The sequence below is a fragment of the Salinicola sp. 4072 genome (genome assembly GCF_036663415.1).
Lineage (GTDB): Bacteria > Pseudomonadota > Gammaproteobacteria > Pseudomonadales > Halomonadaceae > Salinicola > Salinicola salarius_A.
The window spans coordinates 1-23437 of the sequence record NZ_JAXOVV010000017.1; the positions used below are offsets into that span (position 1 = coordinate 1).

Annotated in this window: 22 protein-coding genes and 1 pseudogene; 15 read left to right on the plus strand and 8 right to left on the minus strand. The window is 61.2% G+C overall.

The features are described 5' to 3' along the window. Window positions 1–123: 123 nt before the first annotated feature. The 8 genes and pseudogenes from R3F72_RS12225 to R3F72_RS12260 all read left to right on the plus strand — a co-directional run. Window positions 124–321: pseudogene (locus R3F72_RS12225) on the plus strand (uracil-DNA glycosylase); the annotation flags it as partial. Window positions 322–378: 57 nt separating this feature from the next. Next, window positions 379–1008 carry a uracil phosphoribosyltransferase gene (gene upp / locus R3F72_RS12230; protein ID WP_087718805.1) on the plus strand — a complete coding sequence of 210 codons (630 nt, stop codon included), beginning with the start codon at window positions 379–381 and terminating at the stop codon, window positions 1006–1008. After that, a complete protein-coding gene (mobA, locus tag R3F72_RS12235) occupies window positions 1005–1625 on the plus strand; it encodes a molybdenum cofactor guanylyltransferase MobA (protein WP_087718806.1) in 621 nt (206 codons plus the stop codon). The genes upp and mobA overlap by 4 nt, the downstream gene beginning before the upstream one ends. Further along, window positions 1618–2193: a molybdopterin-guanine dinucleotide biosynthesis protein B gene (gene mobB / locus R3F72_RS12240; protein WP_303854917.1), complete on the plus strand. Its 576-nt coding sequence runs from the start codon at window positions 1618–1620 to the stop codon at window positions 2191–2193. Before mobA ends, mobB begins: the two co-directional genes overlap by 8 nt. Window positions 2194–2324: 131 nt before the next feature. Then, the gene (gene moaC, locus R3F72_RS12245) at window positions 2325–3128 is read left to right on the plus strand and encodes a cyclic pyranopterin monophosphate synthase MoaC (protein WP_303854915.1); all 804 of its coding nucleotides are present in this window, start codon (window positions 2325–2327) and stop codon (window positions 3126–3128) included. A gap of 16 nt (window positions 3129–3144) precedes the next feature. Next, complete coding sequence (gene moaE / locus R3F72_RS12250; RefSeq protein ID WP_087718809.1) at window positions 3145–3606, plus strand: molybdopterin synthase catalytic subunit MoaE; 462 nt, start codon at window positions 3145–3147, stop codon at window positions 3604–3606. Then, a complete protein-coding gene (gene moaA / locus R3F72_RS12255; RefSeq protein WP_087718810.1) occupies window positions 3603–4592 on the plus strand; it encodes a GTP 3',8-cyclase MoaA in 990 nt (329 codons plus the stop codon). The genes moaE and moaA overlap by 4 nt, the downstream gene beginning before the upstream one ends. A gap of 162 nt (window positions 4593–4754) precedes the next feature. After that, complete coding sequence (locus R3F72_RS12260) at window positions 4755–5045, plus strand: H-NS family histone-like protein (RefSeq protein ID WP_087718811.1); 291 nt, start codon at window positions 4755–4757, stop codon at window positions 5043–5045. Window positions 5046–5308: 263 nt separating this feature from the next. Here the strand turns inward: R3F72_RS12260 and R3F72_RS12265 are convergent, their stop codons facing one another. Then, complete coding sequence (locus R3F72_RS12265; RefSeq protein ID WP_256961184.1) at window positions 5309–6997, minus strand: ribonuclease J; 1689 nt, start codon at window positions 6995–6997, stop codon at window positions 5309–5311. Window positions 6998–7278: 281 nt separating this feature from the next. Here R3F72_RS12265 and purU point away from each other — a divergent pair, with 281 nt between their 5' ends. Then, on the plus strand, window positions 7279–8127 hold the full coding sequence (purU, locus tag R3F72_RS12270; RefSeq protein WP_087718812.1) for a formyltetrahydrofolate deformylase: 849 nt from the start codon (window positions 7279–7281) through the stop codon (window positions 8125–8127). Window positions 8128–8144: 17 nt separating this feature from the next. Here the strand turns inward: purU and dinB are convergent, their stop codons facing one another. Further along, window positions 8145–9218 (minus strand): DNA polymerase IV, encoded by a 1074-nt coding sequence (gene dinB / locus R3F72_RS12275; protein WP_087718813.1) that lies wholly within the window; start codon window positions 9216–9218, stop codon window positions 8145–8147. A gap of 19 nt (window positions 9219–9237) precedes the next feature. Next, the gene (gene lexA / locus R3F72_RS12280; RefSeq protein WP_087718814.1) at window positions 9238–9891 is read right to left on the minus strand and encodes a transcriptional repressor LexA; all 654 of its coding nucleotides are present in this window, start codon (window positions 9889–9891) and stop codon (window positions 9238–9240) included. 237 nt (window positions 9892–10128) lie between these two features. On the opposite strand from lexA, the gene R3F72_RS12285 reads away from it, so the two are divergent. The 3 genes from R3F72_RS12285 to R3F72_RS12295 all read left to right on the plus strand — a co-directional run bounded on the left by R3F72_RS12285 (window position 10129) and on the right by R3F72_RS12295 (window position 12549). Beyond that, entirely contained in the window at window positions 10129–10797 is a 669-nt protein-coding gene (locus tag R3F72_RS12285) for a TetR/AcrR family transcriptional regulator (protein WP_087718815.1), read from the plus strand. A gap of 87 nt (window positions 10798–10884) precedes the next feature. Further along, window positions 10885–11901 carry a beta-N-acetylhexosaminidase gene (nagZ, locus tag R3F72_RS12290; RefSeq protein ID WP_087718816.1) on the plus strand — a complete coding sequence of 339 codons (1017 nt, stop codon included), beginning with the start codon at window positions 10885–10887 and terminating at the stop codon, window positions 11899–11901. A 75-nt stretch (window positions 11902–11976) separates the two neighbouring features. Then, entirely contained in the window at window positions 11977–12549 is a 573-nt protein-coding gene (locus tag R3F72_RS12295; protein ID WP_071230163.1) for a hypoxanthine-guanine phosphoribosyltransferase, read from the plus strand. Between the two features lie 104 nt (window positions 12550–12653). On the opposite strand, the gene ppsR is transcribed toward R3F72_RS12295, so the two are convergent. Then, complete coding sequence (gene ppsR, locus R3F72_RS12300) at window positions 12654–13487, minus strand: posphoenolpyruvate synthetase regulatory kinase/phosphorylase PpsR (RefSeq protein ID WP_332779772.1); 834 nt, start codon at window positions 13485–13487, stop codon at window positions 12654–12656. Window positions 13488–13765: 278 nt separating this feature from the next. On the opposite strand from ppsR, the gene ppsA reads away from it, so the two are divergent. Continuing rightward, complete coding sequence (gene ppsA / locus R3F72_RS12305) at window positions 13766–16138, plus strand: phosphoenolpyruvate synthase (protein WP_087718818.1); 2373 nt, start codon at window positions 13766–13768, stop codon at window positions 16136–16138. A 107-nt stretch (window positions 16139–16245) separates the two neighbouring features. Here ppsA and R3F72_RS12310 read toward each other — a convergent pair whose 3' ends face one another. From R3F72_RS12310 to R3F72_RS12320, 3 genes are all read right to left on the minus strand, one after another. Continuing rightward, a complete protein-coding gene (locus R3F72_RS12310; RefSeq protein ID WP_332779773.1) occupies window positions 16246–18060 on the minus strand; it encodes a glycerophosphodiester phosphodiesterase in 1815 nt (604 codons plus the stop codon). Window positions 18061–18237: 177 nt separating this feature from the next. After that, window positions 18238–18837, minus strand: coding sequence for a porin family protein (locus R3F72_RS12315; protein ID WP_303854907.1), 600 nt, complete (start codon window positions 18835–18837; stop codon window positions 18238–18240). Then, complete coding sequence (locus R3F72_RS12320; protein WP_303854906.1) at window positions 18834–19157, minus strand: hypothetical protein; 324 nt, start codon at window positions 19155–19157, stop codon at window positions 18834–18836. Before R3F72_RS12320 ends, R3F72_RS12315 begins: the two co-directional genes overlap by 4 nt. Here R3F72_RS12320 and R3F72_RS12325 point away from each other — a divergent pair. After that, on the plus strand, window positions 19156–19524 hold the full coding sequence (locus tag R3F72_RS12325) for a nucleoside-diphosphate sugar epimerase/dehydratase (RefSeq protein WP_087718821.1): 369 nt from the start codon (window positions 19156–19158) through the stop codon (window positions 19522–19524). The two genes, R3F72_RS12320 and R3F72_RS12325, sit on opposite strands and share 2 nt — an antisense overlap. A 136-nt stretch (window positions 19525–19660) precedes the next feature. Here R3F72_RS12325 and acnB read toward each other — a convergent pair whose 3' ends face one another. Continuing rightward, on the minus strand, window positions 19661–22264 hold the full coding sequence (gene acnB, locus R3F72_RS12330) for a bifunctional aconitate hydratase 2/2-methylisocitrate dehydratase (protein ID WP_303854902.1): 2604 nt from the start codon (window positions 22262–22264) through the stop codon (window positions 19661–19663). Window positions 22265–22782: 518 nt separating this feature from the next. On the opposite strand from acnB, the gene R3F72_RS12335 reads away from it, so the two are divergent. Then, entirely contained in the window at window positions 22783–23430 is a 648-nt protein-coding gene (locus tag R3F72_RS12335) for a tRNA-(ms[2]io[6]A)-hydroxylase (protein ID WP_332779774.1), read from the plus strand. Window positions 23431–23437: the final 7 nt, after the last annotated feature.

Genomic DNA, 23437 nt, shown 5'->3' on the forward strand with positions numbered 1-23437 from the left:
GGGCCTCGTCGACGTTGATATCGCTGATGGTCATGTCACCGCATAGACGTGCCGAAGGATCAGGCACACTATGCCAAAAAAATCAGGTGGTTGGCGACATGCCATCCGCAGCCACCTGAATAGTTACGGGGCAGCTACGCCCAGAAGAAGGCGAGCTTCGTCGATCGTGGCAAGCATCTGGTGCTGCATGCCCCGCACCCTTCGCCGCTGTCGGCACATCGTGGTTTCTTCGGCACGCGCCACTTCTCGCAAGCCAACGCCTTTCTTCAGGAGCGCGGCGCGGCGCCCGTCGACTGGCAATTGCCTGTCAGCGTCGCCTGACCCCCGGCTCGTCGCGTACAATACCGGCGTTTCCTCCATTTAGACGAAGGCGCCATCATGAGTGTGCATCCCATCTCCCACCCCCTGGTCAAACACAAGCTCGGACTGATGCGGGCGGCCGACATCAGCACCAAGAGCTTCCGTGAGCTGGCTTGCGAAGTGGCGAAGTTGCTGACCTACGAGGCGACTCAGAACCTGGAGGTGGAACCGGCGACCATCGAGGGATGGAATGGTTCTCCGATCGATGTCGAACAGATCAAGGGCAAGAAGGTCACCATCGTTCCCATCCTGCGCGCCGGCCTGGGGATGCTCGATGGCGTGACCGACCTCATTCCCAGTGCGCGTATCAGCGTCGTGGGGCTCTATCGTAACGAAGAGACGCTGGAGCCGGTTCCCTATTTCGAGAAGTTCGTGAGCGACCTGGACGAACGTCTGGCGATCGTGATCGACCCGATGCTGGCCACCGGGGGATCGATGGTGGCTACGCTGGACATGCTCAAGGAGCGTGGCTGTCAGCAGATCAAGGTGATCGTGCTGGTCGCCGCTCCGGAAGGGATCGAGCGGGTGCAGAAGGCGTATCCCGATATCGAGATCTACACCGCGTCCGTCGACGAGCGTCTCGACGAGAACGGCTATATCGTCCCTGGGTTGGGTGACGCCGGCGACAAGATCTTCGGTACGCGGTGATCGAGCGTGCCGAGGTCACGGGAGTGCTGCTCGCGGGAGGGCGCGGGCAGCGCATGGGAGGCGTCGACAAGGGCTGGCTGAGCCTCGGTGGCCGACCGCTGGTCGGGCATGCGTTACAGCGCCTCTCGCCTCAGGTCGGTCAGATCGTCATCAGTGCCAACCGTCACGTGGATCGCTATCGGCGTCTGGGCTACCCCGTGGTATCCGATCCGATGCCCGACTATCCCGGCCCATTGACCGGCGTGCTGGGTGCCCTGCAGACGGTTTCCACGCCTTGGGTTCTGTTGGCGCCCGTGGACATGCCCTGGCTGCCGGCCGACATGCTGAGCCGACTTGCGAACGGGATCGGCGAGGCGGATATCGCGGTCGCGCATGATGGCGAGCGGCTGCAGCCCTTGATCGCGCTGGTGCGCAGCTCGCTACGAGAGGATCTGTCGCAATGGCTGGAGGCGGGCGGCGGCAAGGTCGTCGCCTGGTATGATCGGCATCGCTGGTGCCAGGTCGACTTTTCGGCCCACCGCGCACGGTTGGCCAATCTCAACACCCCGCAGCAGCATGCCTGGGCGGAGCAGCACGAGGCTCACGTGAACGCGTCGCAGGGCAGCCATGATGGATAGCGGCGTCGAAGGGCTCGAATGCGATATTCCCTTGCTGGGTATCGCCGCCTGGAGTGGCACCGGCAAGACGACACTGCTGGAAGCCTTGCTGCCGCGACTGCGCGAACGGGGCTGGCCGACTGCCGTCATCAAGCATGCCCACCACGAATTCGATGTCGATAAGCCCGGCAAGGATAGCCATCGTCTGCGCGAGGCGGGAGCCGCGCCGATGGTGGTGGCGTCCGGCAGCCGTTTTGCGCTGATGATGGAAACGCCCGGTCGACAAGAGCCCGATCTGCCGCTGTTGGTAGCGCAGGTTGCGGCCCTGAAGCCAGCGTTGATTCTGGTCGAGGGCTTCAAGACCTGGCCTATCCCCAAGCTTGAGCTGTATCGCGGTGACCACGACCGGCCGCTGGCTGCCGGCACCGATCCCTGGGTTCGGGCGCTGGCCTGCAAGCCGGAGGAGATGCCTTCCGAGATTCTCGATCGGTTGCCGGCGGGGATGGCATATCTGGATCTGGATGATCTCGATGGCATTCTTGACTGGATCGTCGATTGGGCAGCGGGACAGCGCAGCGCAAAGCGCTGAATGGCAGCGGTGCAAATTGCTGAAACCCTGGAATGTCCCCGAATCTTGCCCGATGAATGACAGGCGTCGTTACGCCATCCACACTACACTCAACGTTTGATCCAATGACTGGAAAGCGAGGCGAATTCAGCATGACGCTCACGCATCTCAACGCGCGTGGTGAAGCGCACATGGTCGATGTCGCCGACAAGCAGGAGACGCGGCGGGAGGCACGGGCGCGTGGCAGCGTTCATATGCAGGCAGCGACCCTGGCGCTGTTGTCCGAGGGCGGGTTGCCTAAGGGCGATGTTCTGGCCACGGCGAGAATCGCCGGCATCCAGGCGGCCAAGCGGACCCATGAACTGATACCGCTCTGTCACGCCTTGGCACTGTCGAAGGTCACCATCGAATTTACGCTGGATGCGGCCGAGAACTGCGTTCATGTCGAGGCATTCTGTCGGCTCAATGGGCGCACTGGCGTCGAGATGGAAGCGCTGACGGCGGTCTCGGTGGCGTGCCTGACGCTCTATGATATGTGCAAGGCAGTCGACAAGGGCATGACCATCGACGGCGTACGTCTGGAAGAAAAGCGCGGCGGACGTTCGGGGAACTGGTCGCGGGAGCCGATGCCCGAGGCGGCGGTGGCGTCTGACAATGACTCGTCGCCGGAAGCGGGAAAGTCAGAGGCGATATCGCCGACGAGCGGAGTGAAGATTCAGTTTCTGGCGGAGCTACGCGAACGATTCGAGACCGCCGAGTGCTTTCTGGCGTGGGCCCGGCTTCCTTCCCATGACATCGCCGGTGTCAAGCTGGCATTGATCAATCAGGATCCGAAGTACAAGGCGTTGCTGAATCAACGTGTCCTGTGCGCGCGCAACGAAGCCATGAGCCAGGTCGGAGCCACGGTTTCGCCTGGTGACGAAATCGCGTTCTTTCCTCCGGTTACCGGCGGTTGAACGAGAAGGAGCCGTCATGAAGATTGCCATCAACGTACAGGAAGACGCTTTTGACACCAGGGTGGAACAAGAGCGTCTGACGGAAGGGCGTTCCGATATCGGTGCCATCGTCAGCTTTACCGGGTGGGTCAGGGATTTCAACGAACGACCTGATGTCACTGCACTGACGCTGGAGCATTTTCCCGGAATGACGGAGAAGGCGCTGCATGAGATCGGCATCGAAGCCGGGCAACGTTGGCCACTGCAGGGCGTTACCATCATTCATCGGGTCGGGCGTCTCGCACCCGGGGATGCTATCGTTCTGGTCATGACTGCCAGTGCGCACCGCCGCGCGGCGTTCGAGGCGTGCGATTTCATCATGGATTATCTGAAAACACGGGCCCCTTTCTGGAAAAAGGAGCATACCGATAACGGCTCTTACTGGGTGTCCGAACGGCAAAGCGACCGCGAAGCCGCGAGTCGCTGGGAGCATTCATGACCGTTTTGATAGACAAGTTCTCGCGTCAGGTTCGTTATGTCCGGATCTCGGTGACGGATCGGTGCGATTTTCGCTGCGTCTACTGCATGAGCGAAGAGATGACCTTCCTACCTCGCGCAGAGGTTCTGTCGCTGGAAGAGCTGTCGCAGGTGGCGAGAGCCTTCACGGAGCTGGGCGTGGAAAAGATTCGCCTGACCGGCGGCGAGCCTCTGGTGCGCAAGGGGATCGATGATCTGGTAACGGATATCGGCGCGCTGCCGGGGTTGAAAGACTTCGCCATGACGACCAATGGTGCCGGGCTTCGTCGTCACGCCCGGGCGTTGCGTGAAGGTGGCATGACTCGTCTCAACGTCAGCCTGGATTCGCTGGATCCGGAACGTTTCAAGCGGCTGACGCGAACGGGAGATTTGGCCAAGGTCATCGACGGCATTCATGCGGCGCAGGATGCCGGCTTCGAGCGTATCAAGCTCAATGCGGTCATATTGCGCGGTCGCAATGATGACGAGATTCTCGATCTGGTGGACTTCGCCCGCGAAGAGCAACTGGATATCAGTTTCATCGAGGAAATGCCGCTGGGTGATGTATCGGATCATTCCCGTGGCGAGACTTTCTATTCCAGCGACGACGTTCAGACATCGATCGAGTCTCGCCACGCTCTGATTCCGTCGCCGGAAACGACATTGGGGCCCTCGCGTTACTTCCGGATGCCCGACAGTGACAGCCGGGTGGGTTTCATCTCGCCTCATAGTCATAACTTCTGCAGTACCTGCAATCGGGTTCGCGTGACGGTCGAAGGCCGATTGCTGCTCTGCCTGGGCAACGAGCATTCGGTGGATCTGCGTGACACCTTGCGCCGTTATCCGGGAGAGCTGGAACCCTTGAAGGATCAGATTATCGCAGCCATGGATTTGAAGCCGGAGCGCCATCACTTCTCGACTGATGGTGACGTACAAGTTGTCCGCTTCATGAATATGACCGGCGGTTAATGCACTTTTCTCCCTGCCCCCCCCAAAACATTTTCTCGACAAAAGGCACGCGAATAACGCGTGCTTTTCTGATTTAATTTCTTGCCAAAAAGGGCAGTAAGAATATACTTTTATCAAAACAGTCGGTGTAATGCCGTATCGGAATCTAGCAAGGAGAGGACGATGTCCACCGAATCACTGGAACGCATTGCTCGCAACAAGAACGTTGCTCGAGCTGCAGCGCGTCAACTGAGCATGGAGCAGTTGCACAAGCTGTCCGAAGTCATCGGGGAAGTGATCGAACAGAAGCAGCAGGAAGATCATCAACGCCTGCGAGAGGAAGCCGACAAGCAAAAGAAGTTGGCTGAGATCCGCGAGGCGATGAACAATGCCGGATTGTCTATGGATGATCTTGTCGGTGAGCAGCCGCGCAAACGCCGGGGTCGTCCGCCCAAGAATGCCAGCAAGGGCTGATTCCGCGCGTGATGCCATGTCGCGTGGTGTTGCCTGTATGGTCGCACGCGACGTAGCTGCCGACTGAGTGACTCTATCGGGTCTCTAATGTTCGTTTTATATAAAGCGCGTCTGCTGTAAAGCAGGCGCGCTTTTCTGTTTAAGCACATCCGAGGTGCCGGCCAAACTTCTTTCTCTAGGCACCTGACCTGGCTATTTCGAAATACGCTTGTGTTCGTGCGATATATCAAACCAGGTTTACGCCGCTTTCACGGCAGCAGGCGCTAGCGTGAGGATGCCGTGCGCACTTCATACTCCGGCTGAGGGTCGACCGGCATTAATTGAAGGTGAATTTCCGGGAGAACGGGAAGGTGGTCCTGTAGCCAGTCACGCAGCGGGCCGAAGAGCTGTTGCCGCAGTTGCAGCAGCGTATCCGCCTTGATCGAATCTACGCGCTCATCGAGCCAGTCAGCCAGGGCGTCCTCGTCCAGGGGTAGCGATATTTCGCTATCCCACATCAGCCGGCCGATTCGAGTCCAGCCCGTCGCGGTCGGTAGCACGTTCATTGCAATCGACAGCGAATGCGCGTGCTGACGAGCGGAAACCGGATGCATGCGCTCACCGGGACGGGCGCGCGAGGCAATCAGTTGCGGTCGTAGGTGGTGCTGAGCTCTGGGTACCAACGTTTCCGCTTCCAGGGCAAGCACGGCGCCGTTCTTGACCAGTTGGGGGACTTCAATGCCGAGCTCGGACGCCAGTTCGCGATGGGCTTCCTGGTGCGAGGCTTCTCCATGCACCGGCAGCAGCAGTTTTGGCTGTATCCAGCGGTAGAGCTGACGCAGCTCTTCTCGCGCCGGATGTCCCGAGGCGTGAAGGGCAGGATCGGTATGTTCGTCGTGCACGTTGACGCCGAGCCTTTTGAAGCCGGCCTTGAGCCGTTCGATGGGGCGCTCGTTGCCCGGAATGGCCCGGGCCGAGAAGATGACGTCATCGCCCGGTTGCAGGTCCAGGGCGGGGTGCCTGCCCTGGGCCATGCGTGACAATGCCGAACGGGGCTCGCCCTGACTTCCGGTGGCGATGATCAGGACTTCCTCGGGAAGGAGGTAGCCGAGATCGTTCGCCGGCACTCGGGACGGGAAGTCATCCAGATACCCGAGTTGCAGGGCAATCGACACCATGCGTTCCATCGAACGGCCCAGCAGTGCCACTCGCCGCCCGCTGCGTTCCGCAATGCCGCCCAGCGCCTTGATCCGGGCGATATTGCTGGCGAAGCAGCTGACGATGACACGACCGCGACAGTTGCGGATGACCGCCTCCAGCGCGCTTGCGGCTTCCGCTTCGCTGCGCGAGTGGCCTTCCACATCGGCGTTGGTGGAATCCGCCACCACCAGGTCCACCGGAGCCAGCGCCTGGAATTGGGCGGCGGATAGCGGCGGGCCGATGAGCGGGCGCTGGTCCTGCTTCCAGTCGCCGGTATGCAGAATGCGATGGCGCGGCGTGATGATCGAGAGGGCGCAGCTTTCCGGTATCGAATGCGTCACCGGCAAAAAGGTGACCTCGAAAGGGCCGGTCGTCACGCTGGCGCCGGGCTGGATAGGCTTGAGCGCGTCGGTCTTGAGCCCCTGTTCGATGAACTTGGCTCGCAGCAGCTCGAGGGCCAGCGGGGTGGCGTAGACGGGGCAGTTCCAGCGTGGCCAGATCCAGGCGAGGGCGCCAAGGTGGTCTTCGTGGCCGTGGGTGATGTAGACGGCAGAGGGCACCATCGCCTGGGTTGCCAGATGCTCGACATCGGGAATCTGCAAAGGCTGATCCGGCAGATCCTGACGAATCATCATGCCGCAGTCGACGGCTATCCAGTCGTTTTCGTAACCATAGAGCGACAGATTCATGCCGATCTCACCGCAGCCACCCAGAGGGTGGAACAGCAGTGGTGGGTAAGTGCGGGGGCGGATCTGCGCGCGCGGACGAAACATCGGCATCCTTAAAGGGTGAAATCTGGCTTCACTATAAGTCATGCGTCTCGACCCGCTCAAACCCATCGCGGCGCTGGCCGACGCTCGGCATTGGGGTACAATGCCGCTCTCGCTGACGTGGCAGGCCGTGCCGGGGCGCGCCGAGCCCTATCCGTTGTGCTGAACAGGGCTCCAGGGCGTTTCCGAACCAGGGCATGTTTTCGAGTCAAAGCGTCTTTTCGAGTCAAAGCGTCTTTTCGAGTCAAAGCGTCTTTTCGAGTTAAAAAATAGTTCCGAGAGCCATGTCGCACAATTACCGTTTGATCGTTTCCTGTCCCGATCGCGTGGGCATCGTTTCGCGCGTGTCGGGCTTCATCGCTGCCCAGAACGGCTCGATCGTCGAAGCCAACCAGCATTCCGACCTGGATACGGGGCGCTTTTTCATGCGTTACGATATCCAGTCCAACGCCCTGAGCGCGGATGCTTTCCGGGCTTCGTTCGCGCCGATTGCAGATGAGTTCGAGATGGACTGGCGGCTGAGCGATTCTGCCCGCCGCCCGCGGGTGGTGATCATGGTGTCGCGGGAGTCTCACTGCCTGGTCGATCTACTCTACCGCTGGTCGGCCGGAGAGCTAGACTGTGACATTCCTTGCGTGATCTCCAATCACGAGGATCTGCGGCCGCTGGCGGCGTGGCACGGTATCCCGTTCCATCACGTGCCGGTCGATCCTCGGGACAAGGGTCCCGCCTTCGCCCGGACCGAACGTCTGATCGAGGAGGCCGAAGCCGATAGCGTGGTCCTTGCCCGCTACATGCAGATCCTGCCGCCGGATATCTGCCAGCGCTACGCCGGGCGTGTGATCAATATCCACCACAGCTTTCTACCGTCGTTCGCTGGCGCCAAGCCCTACCATCAGGCGTTCGATCGTGGCGTCAAGCTGATCGGCGCGACCTGCCACTATGTCACCGAAGAGCTCGATGCAGGGCCGATCATCGAACAGGACATCCAGCGCGTATCGCACTGCCACACGCCGCAGGATCTGGTGCGCCTGGGGCGTGACGTGGAGAAGTCGGTGCTCTCGCGGGGGCTGCGCTGGCACCTGCAGGATCGGGTGCTGATCCACGGCAACAAGACCGTAGTGTTCTCGTGATGCCTATTGCTTGAGGCTCATGGCGACACCGAGCCGGGATCGGTGTCGTCGAACAGCCCGAGCTGGCGCTGGTCCGGTTCCGGCATCAGACGTACCCCGACGCCCAGCAACCGAACCGGCCGCTCTCCCCGACGCCAGGCGCTCTTCAGCAGTTCATGGAACCGTGCGTGGACGATACCGCGAGCGCCTGTTTCCTGCGTCGTGCTGGCAAAGTCATTGAAACGAATCTTGACGAACTGCTTGGCAATGGCCGGGTCGCCGTGCCGTGCCAGGCGGTCGTGGAGCTTCTCGATTAGAGGCTCCAGTGCCTGGTGACAGTCGACGAGACCGGGAAGATCGTGGTCGTAGGTAGTCTCGACACTGACCGATTTGCGTTCGCGGGAGACGTTGACCGGCCGCTCGTCGATGCCGTGGGCCAGCTCATATAGCCTCTGGCCGAACTTGCCGAACTGATCCAGTAGCCGGTCCAGCGGCTGGGTTCGCAGGTCGTGGCAATTGGCGATTCCCATGGCATCGAGTTTGGCGGCCGTCGCCGGGCCGACACCGTGAAGCTTCTTGACGGGGAGATCGGTGATGAAAGACTCCGTTTCCTCCGGCGGGATCACGAACAGGCCATCGGGCTTGTCCCAGTCACTGGCGATCTTGGCGAGAAACTTGTTGGGCGCGGCGCCGACCGACACGACGATTCCCGTTCGTGCGAGTGCCTCTTCCTTGAGCCAGCGGGCCATCCAGGTAGCGCTGCCCTGGAACTGCGTGACCGCCGTGACGTCGAGATAGGCTTCGTCGAGAGAGAGCGGCTCGACCAGCGGCGTCAGCTCGTGGAAGATGGCCTGAATCTGTCGCGAGACTTCGCGATACTTGTTGAAGTCCGGCGATAGCACTTTCAGTTGAGGGCAGAGACGTACCGCCCGTGCCGTGGGCATCGCGGAGTGTATGCCGTACTTCCTGGCCGGATAGTTGCAGGTGGCGACGACACCACGACGATTGGCGCTACCGCCGATCGCCAGGGGGATATCTCTCAGGGCAGGATTGTCACGCATCTCCACGGCAGCATAGAAGCAGTCGCAGTCGGCATGCAGAATCTTGCGCATGAAACCGGAGGCCCGCGCCTCAATGCAGGCCGGAGCCGTTGCCGCCGCGGATGACGCCGACCCCCAACCCCTCGATTTCCAGGTGCTGGTGTTCGAGATCGACTACGATCGGCGCGAAGTCGGCATTCTCGGCGCTCAACGTGACGCGATTGCCTTCGCGCTGGAAGCGTTTGACGGTGACGTCGTCGTCTATCCGGGCGACGACGATCTGGCCGTCGCGTATCTGCTGGGTGCGGTGCACGGCAAGCAGGTCGCCGTCGAAGATGCCGGCATCCTTCATCGAGAGACCGCGTACGCGGAGAAGGTAGTCGGCACTCGGCGAAAAGTAGTCGGCCGGCAATGGACAGTAGCGATCGATATGCTCGGTGGCGAGAATCGGGCTGCCGGCCGCGACGCTCCCGATGATCGGCAAGCCGGGAGACTGGGGCTGGGACTCCGCGGGCTCGGTCTCGTTGCCATTGGCCGGCAGCCGGATGCCGCGGGACGTTCCGGGGATCATGCGGATGACGCCTTTTCGGTCCAGCGCCCGCAGGTGTTCCTCTGCAGCGTTGGGAGAGCGAAAGCCCAGGGCCCGAGCGATTTCGGCCCGCGTCGGGGGGTAGCCGAATTCGCTCATCGTCTTGACGATGAAGTCATAGACGTTTTGCTGCCGTGCGGTGAGCGGTCTCGCCATTGGTTTCTCCCGGGCCTGTGCCATCATTGTGATCGTCGATCAGGCGTGTTCATGTATACAGCCTGGAATTGTATCCAGTCATTGCCGGTGAGGGAAGTCCTTCGGCGCTCGAGTCGTCGGCGTTGCGACTTGGGCCCGACCAAATGCTGGATTGTGCCTCTTGTCGCGGAATGATTAGAATCGTAATCGTTCTAAGTTGTTGTTCTTTGGTTGCCGTTCTCTGGCGCGAGGTATGACATGGCCCAACCCGATACCGTTACGCGTATTCTCGATACGGCGGAGGTCCTTTTTGCCGAGAAGGGTTTCGCCGAAACCTCGCTGCGCAACATCACTACGCGGGCCAAGGTCAATCTGGCCGCGGTGAATTACCATTTCGGATCCAAGAAGTCTCTCATCCAGGCGGTGTTTGCCCGCTATCTCGATCCGTTCTCCGAACGCTTGAACGCGGCGCTCGACGAGCTGGAGGCCCGCTATCAGGGCAAGCAGGTACCGCTGGAAGTGCTGCTCGAGCAGCTCGCTATCACGGTTCTGGAGGTGCCCGCCGAGCGCAACAGTCTCAAGGTGTTCATGAAGCTTCTGGGTCTGGCATATGCGCAGGCGCAGGGCCATCTGCGGCGCTATATCCAGGAGCATTATGGCGAAACCTTTCGTCGCTTCGTGGAGTGCCTGCGTCTGGCAACGCCGGACCTCCCCGATGCCGAAAGGTTCTGGCGCCTGCATTTCATGCTGGGCACCGTGGTCTTTACCTTGTCCGGCCTGGATGCCTTGCGGGATATCGCCGACAGCGAGTATCAGGAGCACATGTCGGTACGGGAACTGATCCGGCATCTCCGTCCCGTGGTGGTTGCCGGCATGCAGGCACCGCTACCCGAGTCGCTGGAGAAGCTCGGTTCGGCCGCCGAGTAGGCCAATGGGCCCCAGTAGCGGGCTGCCTCTGTCATGCATCCCCCGTGTCGTCTAGAATCGGGCGCTCAATGGTCTCAGGTGTTTGCTATGACTCAACCTCTCGGTCCGGTCATGCTGGATGTCGAAGGCACTCGGCTACGTGATGAAGAGCGGCAGTTGATCTCTCGTGCAGAGGTCGGCGGCGTACTGTTGTTTGCTCGAAATGCACCGGACGTTGCCACTACCCAACGGCTGATCGGCCAGATCCGCGAATGTCGTCCCGATATCCTGGTTGCCATCGATCAGGAAGGTGGCCGGGTACAGCGATTGAAGGAAGGAGTGACACAAATTCCGTCCATGGCCACGCTGGGGCGGCAATTCGCCGAGTCTCCCGAAGCGGCGCTGACGCTGACGCAGGATACTGGCTGGCTGCTGGGTATGGAGATGGCGGCTTGCGGCTTCGATGTGACCTTTGCCCCGGTTCTGGATCTCGACGACGACCAGTCGCCGGCCATCGGTTCGCGGAGTTTTTCGCCGGATCCCGAGGTAGTGACGGCCTTGGCTGGCGCGTTCATCGAAGGGCTTCACGAGGCGGGAATGGTGGCGATCGGCAAGCATTTTCCCGGCCATGGCGGGGTGCGCCAGGATTCCCACTTCGATGTTGCGGAAGATCCGCGCTCGCTGGCGGAGCTGCGCGAGCACGATCTGATTCCTTTCACCCGGCTGGCCGGCAAGCTGGATGGCATCATGCCGGCGCATGTCATCTATTCGGCCTTCGATGATCGGCCGGCCGGGTTCTCGCCCAGCTGGCTCGGCATGCTGCGGGAGGAGCTGGGTTTCAAGGGCGCCATCTTCTCGGATGATTTGACCATGGCCGCGGCGCATGCCGCCGGATCGCCCAGCGAGCGGGCCGAGGCCGCCTGGAGCGCCGGTTGCGACATGGCCGTGATCTGCAACGCGCCCGATGCGGCGCGCGAGGTCGTTGCCGCCTGCGAAGGCCGGCAGGCCCAGCGCATCGCCAAGCTGCGCTATGCGCGCGCGCGTCCCAGCCTCGAATCGCTGGCCGCCATCTCCCGGTGGCGGCGTACCCACGTACGTCTGGAAGCGCTCAGCGAATCCGAATGACGTGCACCGTTTCTCGTTCTTCGGCGGCAGCGCTCGATGGTCTGCCGCCGCTCATTGCATGGTGAATCGTAAACGATGACTCAATCCCCACCGATCGACGCCCTGAGCTCGATGCAGGAAGTCATGGACAGTGCGGACTGTCTGATCGATCAGGCTCAGGTCGAGCGAGCGCTGGACCGCATGGCGGCCGATATCACGCGCGAACTGGGAGACAAGCTGCCGGTTTTCTACTGCGTCATGAACGGTGGTCTGATCACCACCGGGCATTTGCTGACGCGGCTCGGGTTTCCTCTGGAAGTCGATTATCTCCACGCCACGCGCTATCGCGGCGGGATGCGAGGCGGCGAGTTGTTCTGGCGGGTGTCACCGGAAGTGCCCATGGCCGGTCGTCACGTGGTGATCGTCGACGACATCCTCGACGAGGGCGCGACACTGGCGGCGATCCTGGATTACTGTCGGCAAGCTGGCGCGGCGAGCATTTCGACAGCGGTGCTGGTCGACAAGCGTCACGACCGCAAGGCATCGCCCGATCTCAAGGCCGACTATTGTGGCCTGGAAGTCGTCGACCGCTATGTCTTCGGTTTCGGCATGGACTACAAGGGTTACTGGCGTAACGCGCCGGGGATCTTCGCGCCCAAGGGGATGTGACGCGCGCCCGACCTGTTGGCGAATCGCCCGCCCGAGCACGTCGGGCGTTGCGATTTCCCAATCTCCTCTTGTTCACAATCTTCTCTTGCTCCGTTTCGGCCCGCTCAACGCGGGCTGAATCGTCTCTGTAGCCCGGTCTCGTTCATCATCCGCGTCGAGATCTCCTCGATCGAAAAGCGGGTGGTATCGATGTAGGGAATGTTGTGGCGTCGGTAGAGCGCTTCGGCCTGGCCGATCTCCTGCATGCATTGATCCATCGAGCAGTAGCGGCTGTCGGGACGGCGTTCGGTTCGAATCGCCGATAATCGGCGAGCGTCGATGGTCAGTCCGAACAACTTGTGGCGATGCTTGGCCAACGATGGCGGCAGGTTGAGGATGCCGTTTTCGTCCAGGTCGTCTTCCGTCAGCGGGTAGTTGGCCGCGCGGATGCCGAACTGCAACGCCAGATAGAGCGAGGTCGGCGTCTTGCCACACCGGGAGACGCCGATCAGGATCACGTCCGCCTCCTGGTACTGGTGCGTGCGCGCACCGTCGTCGTTGTCCAGCGCGAAATTCACCGCCTCGATACGATGCATGTAGACATCGTCGCGGCCGATCGCATGGGTACGGCCGACCGTGTAGGTCGAATGGGTCTCCAGTTCTTCTTCCAGCGGGGCGAGAAAGGTGGAAAAAATATCGACCTTGAACGCCGATGCCTGGGAGACGATGTCACGAATCGACTGATCGACGATGGTGTCGATGACGATGGGGCGCATGCCGTCGCGTTCGCCGGTCGCTTCGATGATGCTGACCAGCGAGCGTGCCTTGTCGAGGGTGTCGATGTAGGGCTTGGTGACCTGGATGAAATCCGTATTCTCGAACTGCGAGAGCAGGCTGCGACCGAGCGTTTCCGCGGTAATGCCGGTACCGTCGGAGATGAAGAAAGCAGTGCGGGGCATGGCGTTCATCCGTGTGTGTCGATGGCTCATTGTCGGCCGAAATTCCCTGTCCGGGCAACTCGCTGGCATTCCGGGTGCGGCTTGCCGTGGTCGACTACAGAAATCCTGAAAAACTCGGGATTCTTGTAGAAATACTCCAAACTCTACGCCTTTAAACTTCTGGCTAAGCCGAAAATCGCCTGTTAGCTTCTGGCTCCATCGAGGTGCAGCGGAACGCGCCACATGCCGTTGAAGATGGTCCGTGGACCATGGCCGGACGAGACTACCAGGAGATGACTTTGGAACCGTTCATCATCACTTTCGAGCAATTGGGGATGTCCGACGTCGAGCGCGTCGGTGGCAAGAATGCGTCGCTGGGAGAGATGATCTCCAACCTGGCGGACGCTGGCGTCACCGTGCCGGGCGGGTTCGCGACCACGGCGCATGCCTATCGCGAGTTTCTGGCCCATGACGGCTTGAACGATCGAATCAACGCAGAGCTCGCCAGGCTCGACGTCGACGACACCGAAATGCTGGCCAAGGTGGGCGAGAAAGTCCGGCAGTGGGTGATCGACACGCCGTTGCCGCCCGCCTTCGAAAGCGCGCTGGCCGATGCCTATCAGACGCTGCAGGCGAAGCATCCCAATCTCAAGGTGGCGGTACGCTCATCGGCGACGGCAGAGGATCTGCCCGACGCCTCGTTCGCCGGACAGCAGGAAACCTTTCTCAACATCGACGGCTTCGACAACGTCAAGCGGGCGGTCCACGAGGTCTTTGCCTCGCTGTTCAACGACCGCGCCATCTCCTATCGTGTGCACCGCGGCTACGCCCACGAGAACGTGGCGCTTTCCGCCGGCGTGCAGAAGATGGTGCGCTCCGAGACGGCAGCGTCCGGCGTGATGTTTACCCTCGACACCGAATCCGGCTATCGGGATGCGGTCTTCGTCACCGGTGCCTGGGGCCTGGGCGAGACGGTCGTGCAGGGTGCGGTCAACCCTGACGAGTTCTACGTGCACAAGCCGACACTGGCGGCCGGCAGGCCTGCCGTGCTGCGCCGTACGCTGGGTTCCAAGCGGATCAAGATGGTCTACACCGATGACGCCGCGGCGGGCCGGTCGGTCAAGACCGTCGATGTCGCCCATGCGGACCGCCAGCGGTTCTGCCTGAGCGACGAAGACGTGATGGAGCTGGCGCGCCAGGCCGTGACCATCGAGCAGCACTACGGCCGGCCGATGGATATCGAATGGGCGCGTGACGGCGACGACGGCAAGCTCTATATCGTCCAGGCCCGACCGGAAACCGTGGTGTCGAATCTCGAAGGTGGCACGCTGGAGCGGTTCACGCTCAAGAGCAAGAGCCGCGTGCTGGTCGACGGTCGCGCCATCGGTCAGCGCATCGGCCAGGGCAAGGTCAAGCTGGTGGAATCGCCGGAAGACATGCACAAGGTGCAGCCCGGCGACGTGCTGGTGACCGACATGACCGATCCCGACTGGGAGCCGATCATGAAGCGGGCCTCCGCCATCGTCACCAATCGCGGTGGTCGAACCTGTCACGCGGCGATCATCGCCCGCGAACTGGGCATCCCGGCGGTAGTCGGCTGCGGTGATGCCACCGAACTGCTGGAAGACGATGTCGAGGTGACGGTTTCCTGCGCCGAGGGCGACACCGGCCATGTCTACCAGGGCAAGCTCGACTTCGACTGCCAGACCACCAGCGTCGACGCCATGCCGGAAATTCCGTTCAAGATCATGATGAATGTCGGCAATCCGGACCGGGCTTTCGCCTTCGCGGGACTGCCCAACGAAGGTATCGGGCTGGCGCGGCTGGAGTTCATCATCAATCGCATGATCGGGGTGCATCCGCGCGCGTTGATGGACTACGACACGCTCTCGCCTGACCTGAAGCAGACCATCGATCTCCGCACGGCAGGCTATGCCGATCCGGTCAGCTTCTATGTCGACCGGCTCGTCGAAGGGATCTCTACCCTAGCGGCGGCGTTCTATCCCAAGCGCGTGATCGTGCGGCTGTCGGACTTCAAGTCCAACGAATACGAGAACCTGATCGGCGGCAAGCTCTACGAGCCGGGCGAAGAGAACCCGATGCTCGGCTTCCGTGGCGCCTCGCGCTACATCTCCGACGATTTCCGCGCCTGTTTCGAGCTGGAGTGCCGAGCCTTGAAGCGCGTTCGCGACGAGATGGGGCTGAACAACGTCGAGATCATGGTGCCGTTCGTGCGTACGCCCGCCGAAGGCAAGGCCGTCGTCGATCTGCTCGAAGCCAATGGTCTCAAGCGTGGAGAGAACGCTCTCAAGGTCATCATGATGTGCGAGCTGCCCTCGAACGCGCTGCTGGCAGACGAGTTTCTCGAGCACTTCGACGGCTTCTCCATTGGCTCCAACGACCTCACACAGCTGACGCTGGGGCTGGATCGCGATTCCGCCATCATCGCGCACCTTTTCGACGAGCGTGACCCTGCGGTCAAGAAGCTGCTGTCGATGGCGATCCAGGCCTGCAAGGCACAGGGCAAGTACGTGGGGATCTGCGGCCAGGGCCCGTCGGATCACCCGGAACTGGCCAAGTGGCTGATGGAGCAGGGGATCGATTCCGTGTCGCTGAACCCGGATGCAGTGCTGGAGACCTGGTTCATGCTGGCGGGCGAAACGCTGGGCTGAGCCCGACGACAGAACCACCGAGCCGGTGCGATACTCTCGCGCCGGCTTTTTTCTGCGCAGAGATATTGTCCGGGGCCGTTGGCATCTGTGCCGCGAGCTGCGTTGCCTCAGGTGCGAATCCAGTTGCGCAACTTCACCAGCAGCAGTTCGCCGTCGGACATCTCGCGGCGCGCTTCCAGAATGCCGGTCAACGCGTCGGGTCGATCGGTAATAATGTTGTCGACGCCCATGTCGATATAGCGCGACATGTCGCCAATCCCGTTAACGGTCCATACCGCGACTTCACGGCCCGTGTCGTGGATGGTTCTCAGCAAGCTCGGTGTGGCCTGAGTGTGGCGCAATCCGATGATATCGGCATCGGTGGTATTGAGCGCGCCGGGCAGCACGAACTGCAGAAAGAGCGTGGTGCGGATGTCGTCGTCGATCGTCTTGACCCGTTCGATGACCTCCGGCGACAGCGAGGCGAGGACGGCCCGGTCCGCCATGTCGGCAGCGTTCAACTGCGCGATCACCTTGCGGGTCAGTTCCTCGGCCGTGCCGGGCGCGGGCTTGAGCTCGACGTAGAGCCCGATACGGCCCCGCGCGTTGTCGAGAATCTGCTGAAAGGTCGGGATGCGTTCGCCGACGAAGGCATCGCCAAAGTAGGAGCCCACGTCGACCTGCTCGATCTCCGCCAGCGTCATGTCGCTGATCCGGCGATCGACGCCGGTCAGTCGGCTTAGATTGTCGTCGTGGGACACGACGATCCGGCCGTCACCGCTCAGACGCACGTCCAGCTCCAGGTAGTCGGCGCCGTCGGCAATGGCCTGGTTCATCGATGCCAGCGTATTCTCCGGCGCCACCAGCGAACTGCCGCGGTGGGCGGTGATGGTCACATGGTCGTTGATCTCGAAGCCATGCAGTATCCAGCCCGCCTGGCCGAGCGCAAAGATCAGCAGCAGGATCTCCGCGCCCCAGGCAATGAAGCCGGAGCGGTGTGGTGCCGGGGTAGGGCGGAATACCGGGGCGTGATCGCTGGCGCGGTGGTAGAGCGTGACGACCAGCATGCTATTGGCGGCGATACCCAGGAAAGTCAGGGCGATGGTGGCGAGAATATAGAGCGCCAAGTAAAGCAGCATGCCGGGAATCAGTACGCTGGCGCGCTCCGGCAGATGGCCCAACAGTGGACCGCCGAGGGAATTGAAAACCAGCGTGAAGCCGACCGGAAGCGCCGCCACCGCGATGGCCATGCCGACTGCCAGCAGCGCCATACGCCAACGTCGCCTCCGGGTCAGTTCGCGGCTGCGCTTCAGCGCGGCAACGGGTTTCAGGTTGTCGAGCATCATCGCCGGCAGTGCCAGGAACCAGCGAAAATAGAGGGCGGCGCTCAGCAGGACGAGGATCAGAAAGATGGGCGTGGCGACGGCCAGGAACTCCCACAGGACCGGCGGCTTGAGATGAATCAGGATGTAGGGTTCGATATCACCGAGCATGACGTCATAGAGGTGGGCCAGCCCTACGGCAAACGGCGCGGCCAGAAGCAGATGGCTGCCTACCTGAAGAAAGGTGAGCGCCACCAGCGCCGGGAATCGGCGCAACACGTGCCATAGCGAGCCCATGGCCGCCCGATAGCGGTTGCCGGCCGGGTTCGAGACGACGAGCATCATCCCGGCCTGTTGAAGGAAGATCACCAGGAAGCTGAGCCCCGTTGCCGTGAGCAGCCATATCAACCCCCAGGGCGAAAGCGCAACGTCCAAGATCTGACCGTTGCTGAGCACCGGGCGACCGATGCGGTGAAGCAGGCCGGAGAGGGTGTTGGCCGACAACGGCACCCAGACGGCCGATGCCAGCAGCGTGAAGAAGAGATGAAAGGCGACCAGCGAGCGCAGATGGACGCGAATCTGTCGGGCGATGTCCTGAATCAGTGATCGAGGGGCTAGCATGGCTTGGAGGCGGCGTTCCTTCCTGAATCGAGTGGGTGCGGCGGAGTAACGGCAAGGATGAATGGATTGTCAGTGTTGTCGTCAAACCGTCATCCGCGCAAGTCCAGGCGTGTCTGGCATCGAACGAAAAAGCCGCCCTTGGCGGACGGCTTGAAACGGTTCCGGGACAAGCACTGCCTAGAATTGCCAGCCTACCGAGGCGGTAAACGAATCCATTTCGTAATCGCTGTCGAAGTCGTAGCGTTCGTACTCCGCACGCAACAGCAGCGGATGGAAGTTGAGCTGGGCGCCGGCGCCGTAAACGGGATCGATGCCGTCGTTGTCGTCGAGATCGACTGAGGCGTTGCCAAGATGACCGTCAACATCGGTTTCCCACTTCGCCATGCCCGCCTTGGCGAAAAGCTCGAACCAATCGGTAATCGGTAATTTCCCGACCAGGCTGAGGCCATAGGCCTTGCTCTCGAGATCCGTATTCGACACATCATTACCCTTTAACCTGACCTTGCCGAGATCGGCGTAGAAGGCTTCGGTAGCGAAGTAGCGGTTGTATTCGTAGCCGACGAACGCCTTGTAGACGTTGTCGTCGTCATCGACATCGAAATCGTCGCTGCCGGATTCGATGAAGTCGCCGACATCGCTGTCATCGTTCTTCAGCGAGCTGAAACCGGTCCCTACGCCGAGATAGAGGCCGTCGGCATTGGCTGCCTGCGCTGTCGAAGCCAGGGCAACCAACGTTACGGAAGCCAGGGGGAGGGCGAGCAAAGCCTTGAATTTCACGTTGTGACTCCTTGTAGAAACTGTCGCGGTCCGTGTGTGTAGAGAGGTATCAAGCCTTCAGCATGAATGGTCTGCTCAGCCAATCGTGAGAGAGTATGGAAATCACGATTTGGGCAGACCGTGGCAAATATTGGCAGAACAGCGATGATACGCATACCCGTACATGGCCTCATGTAGACCGGAATGGCCGAGCAGACGTCGAAATCGACATGGCAGCCGCTGGAAAACGGGATAACCATCACGCCTTGCTTGTGCTTGCCAGAAGCTTTCCCATGACCGACAGTCACTTGTCTCCATTTTCCCATCAGGTCGAATGCCATGTTCTCTGCTATCAAACAATGGTTGCCAGCCTTCCGGACCGATAACAGAAAGCGCATCGTCATCTGTGGCAGTGATAGCGCGCACTATGGGCTGTTGCAACGACTTCGTTCCCACTGCGATGTCCTTGCGTTAGTCACCACCGAACCCTGGCAGCACGGTATTCGTCTCGACGACGTGCCGCTTCGCTATCCCAGCGAAGTGCCGTCTCTCTACCGTCGCCTATCCATCGACTACCTGGTCATTGCCACGGAAGACGACCGACTGGAAATAAAGCGTGCCACGGCCGACGATGCGCATTGGCAGCCGCAATGGCGTGTCGGCGAGTCGCTATTGGAGGAACTCGGTGCGAGGGAGCGGCAGCGTTAGTCTTGTCACGATGCCCGTTCGCCACCAGTAAGGTGAAACCGGGCATCCGGCGAAATGAAGAGACAAAAAAAACGCCCCGCATGGCGGGGCGTTTCGGTGACCTCTTCTTGAAGCTGCGAGCATCGGAAGAGACGTGTCAGGCTTCCTGGGCGACCGGAATGACAGTAGCGGCCGCTTTCTGGAAATCCTCTATCTCATGGAAGTTCAAGTAGCGGTAGATTTCTCCCGCCATGGCATTGAACTCGCCCATGGTAGCTTTGTACTCCTCGACCGTTGGCAGGCGACCTTCGACGGCAGCGATTGCCGCGAGCTCTGCCGATGCCAGGTAGACATCGGCGCCGTCGCCCAGACGGTTGGGGAAGTTACGGGTAGAGGTGGATACGACGGTGGATTTCGGCGCCACGCGTGCCTGGTTACCCATGCACAGCGAGCAGCCCGGCATTTCCATGCGCGCGCCCGCCTTGCCGTAAATACCGTAGTAACCTTCCTCGGTCAGCTGATGTTGGTCCATCTTGGTCGGCGGCGCAAGCCACAGACGCGTCTTCAGGCTACCGGCGGGCTGCTTCTCGAGCAGTTTGCCGGCGGCACGGAAGTGACCGATGTTGGTCATGCACGAACCGATGAACACTTCGTCGATCTGGGTGCCGGCCACTTCGGAGAGCAGGCGGGCGTCGTCCGGATCGTTGGGTGCGCACAGCACCGGCTGGTCGATCTCGGCCAGGTCGATCTCGATGACCGCGGCGTATTCGGCGTCGGCATCGGCACGCATCAGGCTCGGATCGGCCAGCCAGGCTTCCATCGCCTCGATGCGGCGTTCCAGCGTGCGGCGATCGCCGTAGCCTGCGCTGATCATCCACTTCAGCAGCGTGACGTTGGAGTTCAGATACTCGGTAACGCGATCTTCACCCAGCGTAATGGTACAACCGGCGGCGCTGCGCTCCGCGGAAGCATCGGAAAGCTCGAAGGCCTGCTCGGCGGTGAGATCTTCCAGACCTTCGATTTCCAGAATGCGGCCGGAGAAGATGTTCTTCTTACCGGATTTGGCGACGGTCAGATGGCCCTGCTGGATAGCGTAGTAGGGAATCGCATGGACCAGGTCGCGCAGGGTGATGCCCGGCTGGCGCTCGCCCTTGAAGCGCACCAGCACCGATTCCGGCATATCCAGCGGCATCACGCCGGTGGCGGCGGCAAAGGCCACTAGGCCCGAGCCCGCCGGGAAGGAGATGCCCATCGGGAAGCGGGTGTGCGAGTCGCCGCCGGTGCCGACGGTATCGGGCAGCAACATACGGTTGAGCCAGGAGTGGATGATGCCGTCGCCAGGACGCAGCGAGACGCCGCCACGGTTCATGATGAAGTCGGGCAGGGTGTGATGCGTCTCGACGTCTACCGGCTTCGGGTAGGCCGCCGTGTGACAGAAGGACTGCATGACCAGATCGGCCTGGAAGCCGAGGCAGGCCAGATCCTTCAGCTCGTCCCGCGTCATCGGGCCGGTGGTGTCCTGAGAACCGACGGTGGTCATCTTCGGTTCGCAGTACATGCCCGGGCGAACGCCATCCATGCCGCAGGCCTTGCCGACCATCTTCTGCGCCAGGGTGAAACCCTTGCCGGTGTCGACCGGCTGCTCCGGCTTGCGGAAGATGTCGGAGTCCGGCAGCCCGAGCTCGTTGCGGGCCTTCTCGGTCAGACCGCGACCGATGATCAGCGGGATACGGCCGCCGGCACGGACTTCGTCGAGGATGACCTGGGTCTTGAGCTGGAAGGTGGAGACGACTTCGTCGCTGTCGTGCCGGGTCACCTTGCCTTCGTAGGGATAGACGTCGATGACGTCGCCCATCTCGAGCTTGTCGACATCCATTTCGATCGGCAGGGCGCCGGCATCTTCCATAGTGTTGAAGAAGATGGGAGCGATCTTGCCGCCGAAGCAGAAACCGCCGGCGCGCTTGTTGGGCACGTGGGGAATGTCGTCGCCGAAGAACCACAGCACCGAGTTGGTGGCGGACTTGCGCGAGGAGCCGGTGCCGACCACGTCACCGACATAGGCGACCGGGAAGCCTTTGGCCTTGACCGCTTCGATCTGCGACATCGGGCCCTTGGTACCGGCGACTTCCGGCTCGATGCCCTCGCGCGGGTTCTTGAGCATGGCGTTGGCATGCAGTGGAATGTCCGGGCGTGACCAGGCATCCGGGGCAGGGGAGAGATCATCGGTGTTGGTCTCGCCCGGCACCTTGAACACGGCGATGCTGATTTTCTCGGGCAGAGCCGGTTTGGCAAGAAACCACTCGGCTTCGGCCCAGGATTCGAGCACGCCTTGAGCAATGGCGTTGCCGTTCTTGGCGCGTTCGGCGACATCGTGAAAGGCGTCGAACATCAGCAGTGTGTGCTTAAGCTGCTCGCCGGCTTCCTGAGCGAGCTCGCTATCGTCGAGCAGTTCGACCAGCGTGGCAATGTTGTATCCACCCTGCATGGTGCCGAGAAGCTTGACCGCATGAATCTTGTCGATCAGTGGTGAGGTCGCTTCACCCTTGGCGATAGCGGTGAGAAAGCCTGCCTTGACGTAAGCGGCTTCGTCGACGCCCGGTGGTACGCGATCGGTGATCAGTTCGAGGAGAAATGCCTCTTCGCCAGCTGGCGGCTGTTTCAGCAGCTCGATCAACTGGGCAGTCATTTCGGCGTTCAACGGCTTCGGCGGCACGCCTTCGGCGGCGCGCTCCTCGACATGTTGGCGGTAAGCTTCAAGCACGGTGGAGAGCCTCATCTAGTGTTAGAGCCCGCATGAGCGATGTGTATTCGTAACCGCTACGTGGGTACGTTTCGGTCGGTAAATAGATCGGCTGCGGTGGGCGCAGCGAAGTCTACGTGAAACTGTCGACAATGTTAAGAAGCCGTCTTTGCTCGGGCTGGGCAGGGGGAGAGTGGAGAGTGGAGAGTGGAGAAAGTAACAGAGAAAGTCACAGAGAAAGTCAATGTCACCATGGTCGAGCAGATGGGTGTCGAAGTCTGACCGGCCAGGCGCTACCATAGGGCGAAAATTCAGCGAATCCACTTTGATTCAACGCACTGATGCTTACGCGTCTCATCACGCTCGAATCAACGATCCGGCGGAGGGCGCCGGTCGGCGAGGCCCCGACCCGCTTTTCGGCGGGTCGCGTCGTATCAGGACGCGCTGTCCGGATCGTCGTCTGCCCATGTGCTCCGCTTTTATCATGTACTCGACATGGCCTGTCGAGTGTTCGACGAACGTCAATGACGACTGAACGAATGACTGCTTATACCGATTGCACTACCGACGACCTGCTGCCTGCCGAGCTGCTCGATTTTCTGCCGTGTGAAACTCCGATGCGTTGGATAGAGGCAGCGCTGGAGAACCCCGCGTTGTTGCTGATCGACCACGCACAGTGCGAGAAGAAGGCGGCGTCGACGGCCATGAGTCTGATGTTTCGCTACGTGGACCGCCCCGAACTCTTGACCAAGATGTCTCAGCTCGCCCGCGAGGAGCTTCTGCACTTCGAGCAGGTAGTGGGGCTGATGCAGGAGCGGGGTGTCGACTATTCCCACATTCAGGCCTCGCGTTATGCGGAGGGGCTGCGCGAGCACGTGGCGCGCGAGGAGCCGCACCGCCTGATCGATATCCTGATCGTCGGGGCCTTCATCGAAGCGCGTTCCTGTGAACGTTTCGCCAGATTGATTCCCTACCTTGATGAGACGCTTGCCAAGTTCTATCGCTCGCTGGTGCGGTCGGAAGGGCGCCATTTCGAGGATTACCTGGGGCTTGCCGAGCGCTATGCGGGAAAGGAGGTCGTCGCTGAACGGGTGGCCCGCTTTGCGATTCACGAAAAGGCCCTGATCGAAGGCGAAGACGCCATGTTTCGCTTTCATAGCGGCGTGCCAAAACCCCGTGCCTTCTGATCGCCGC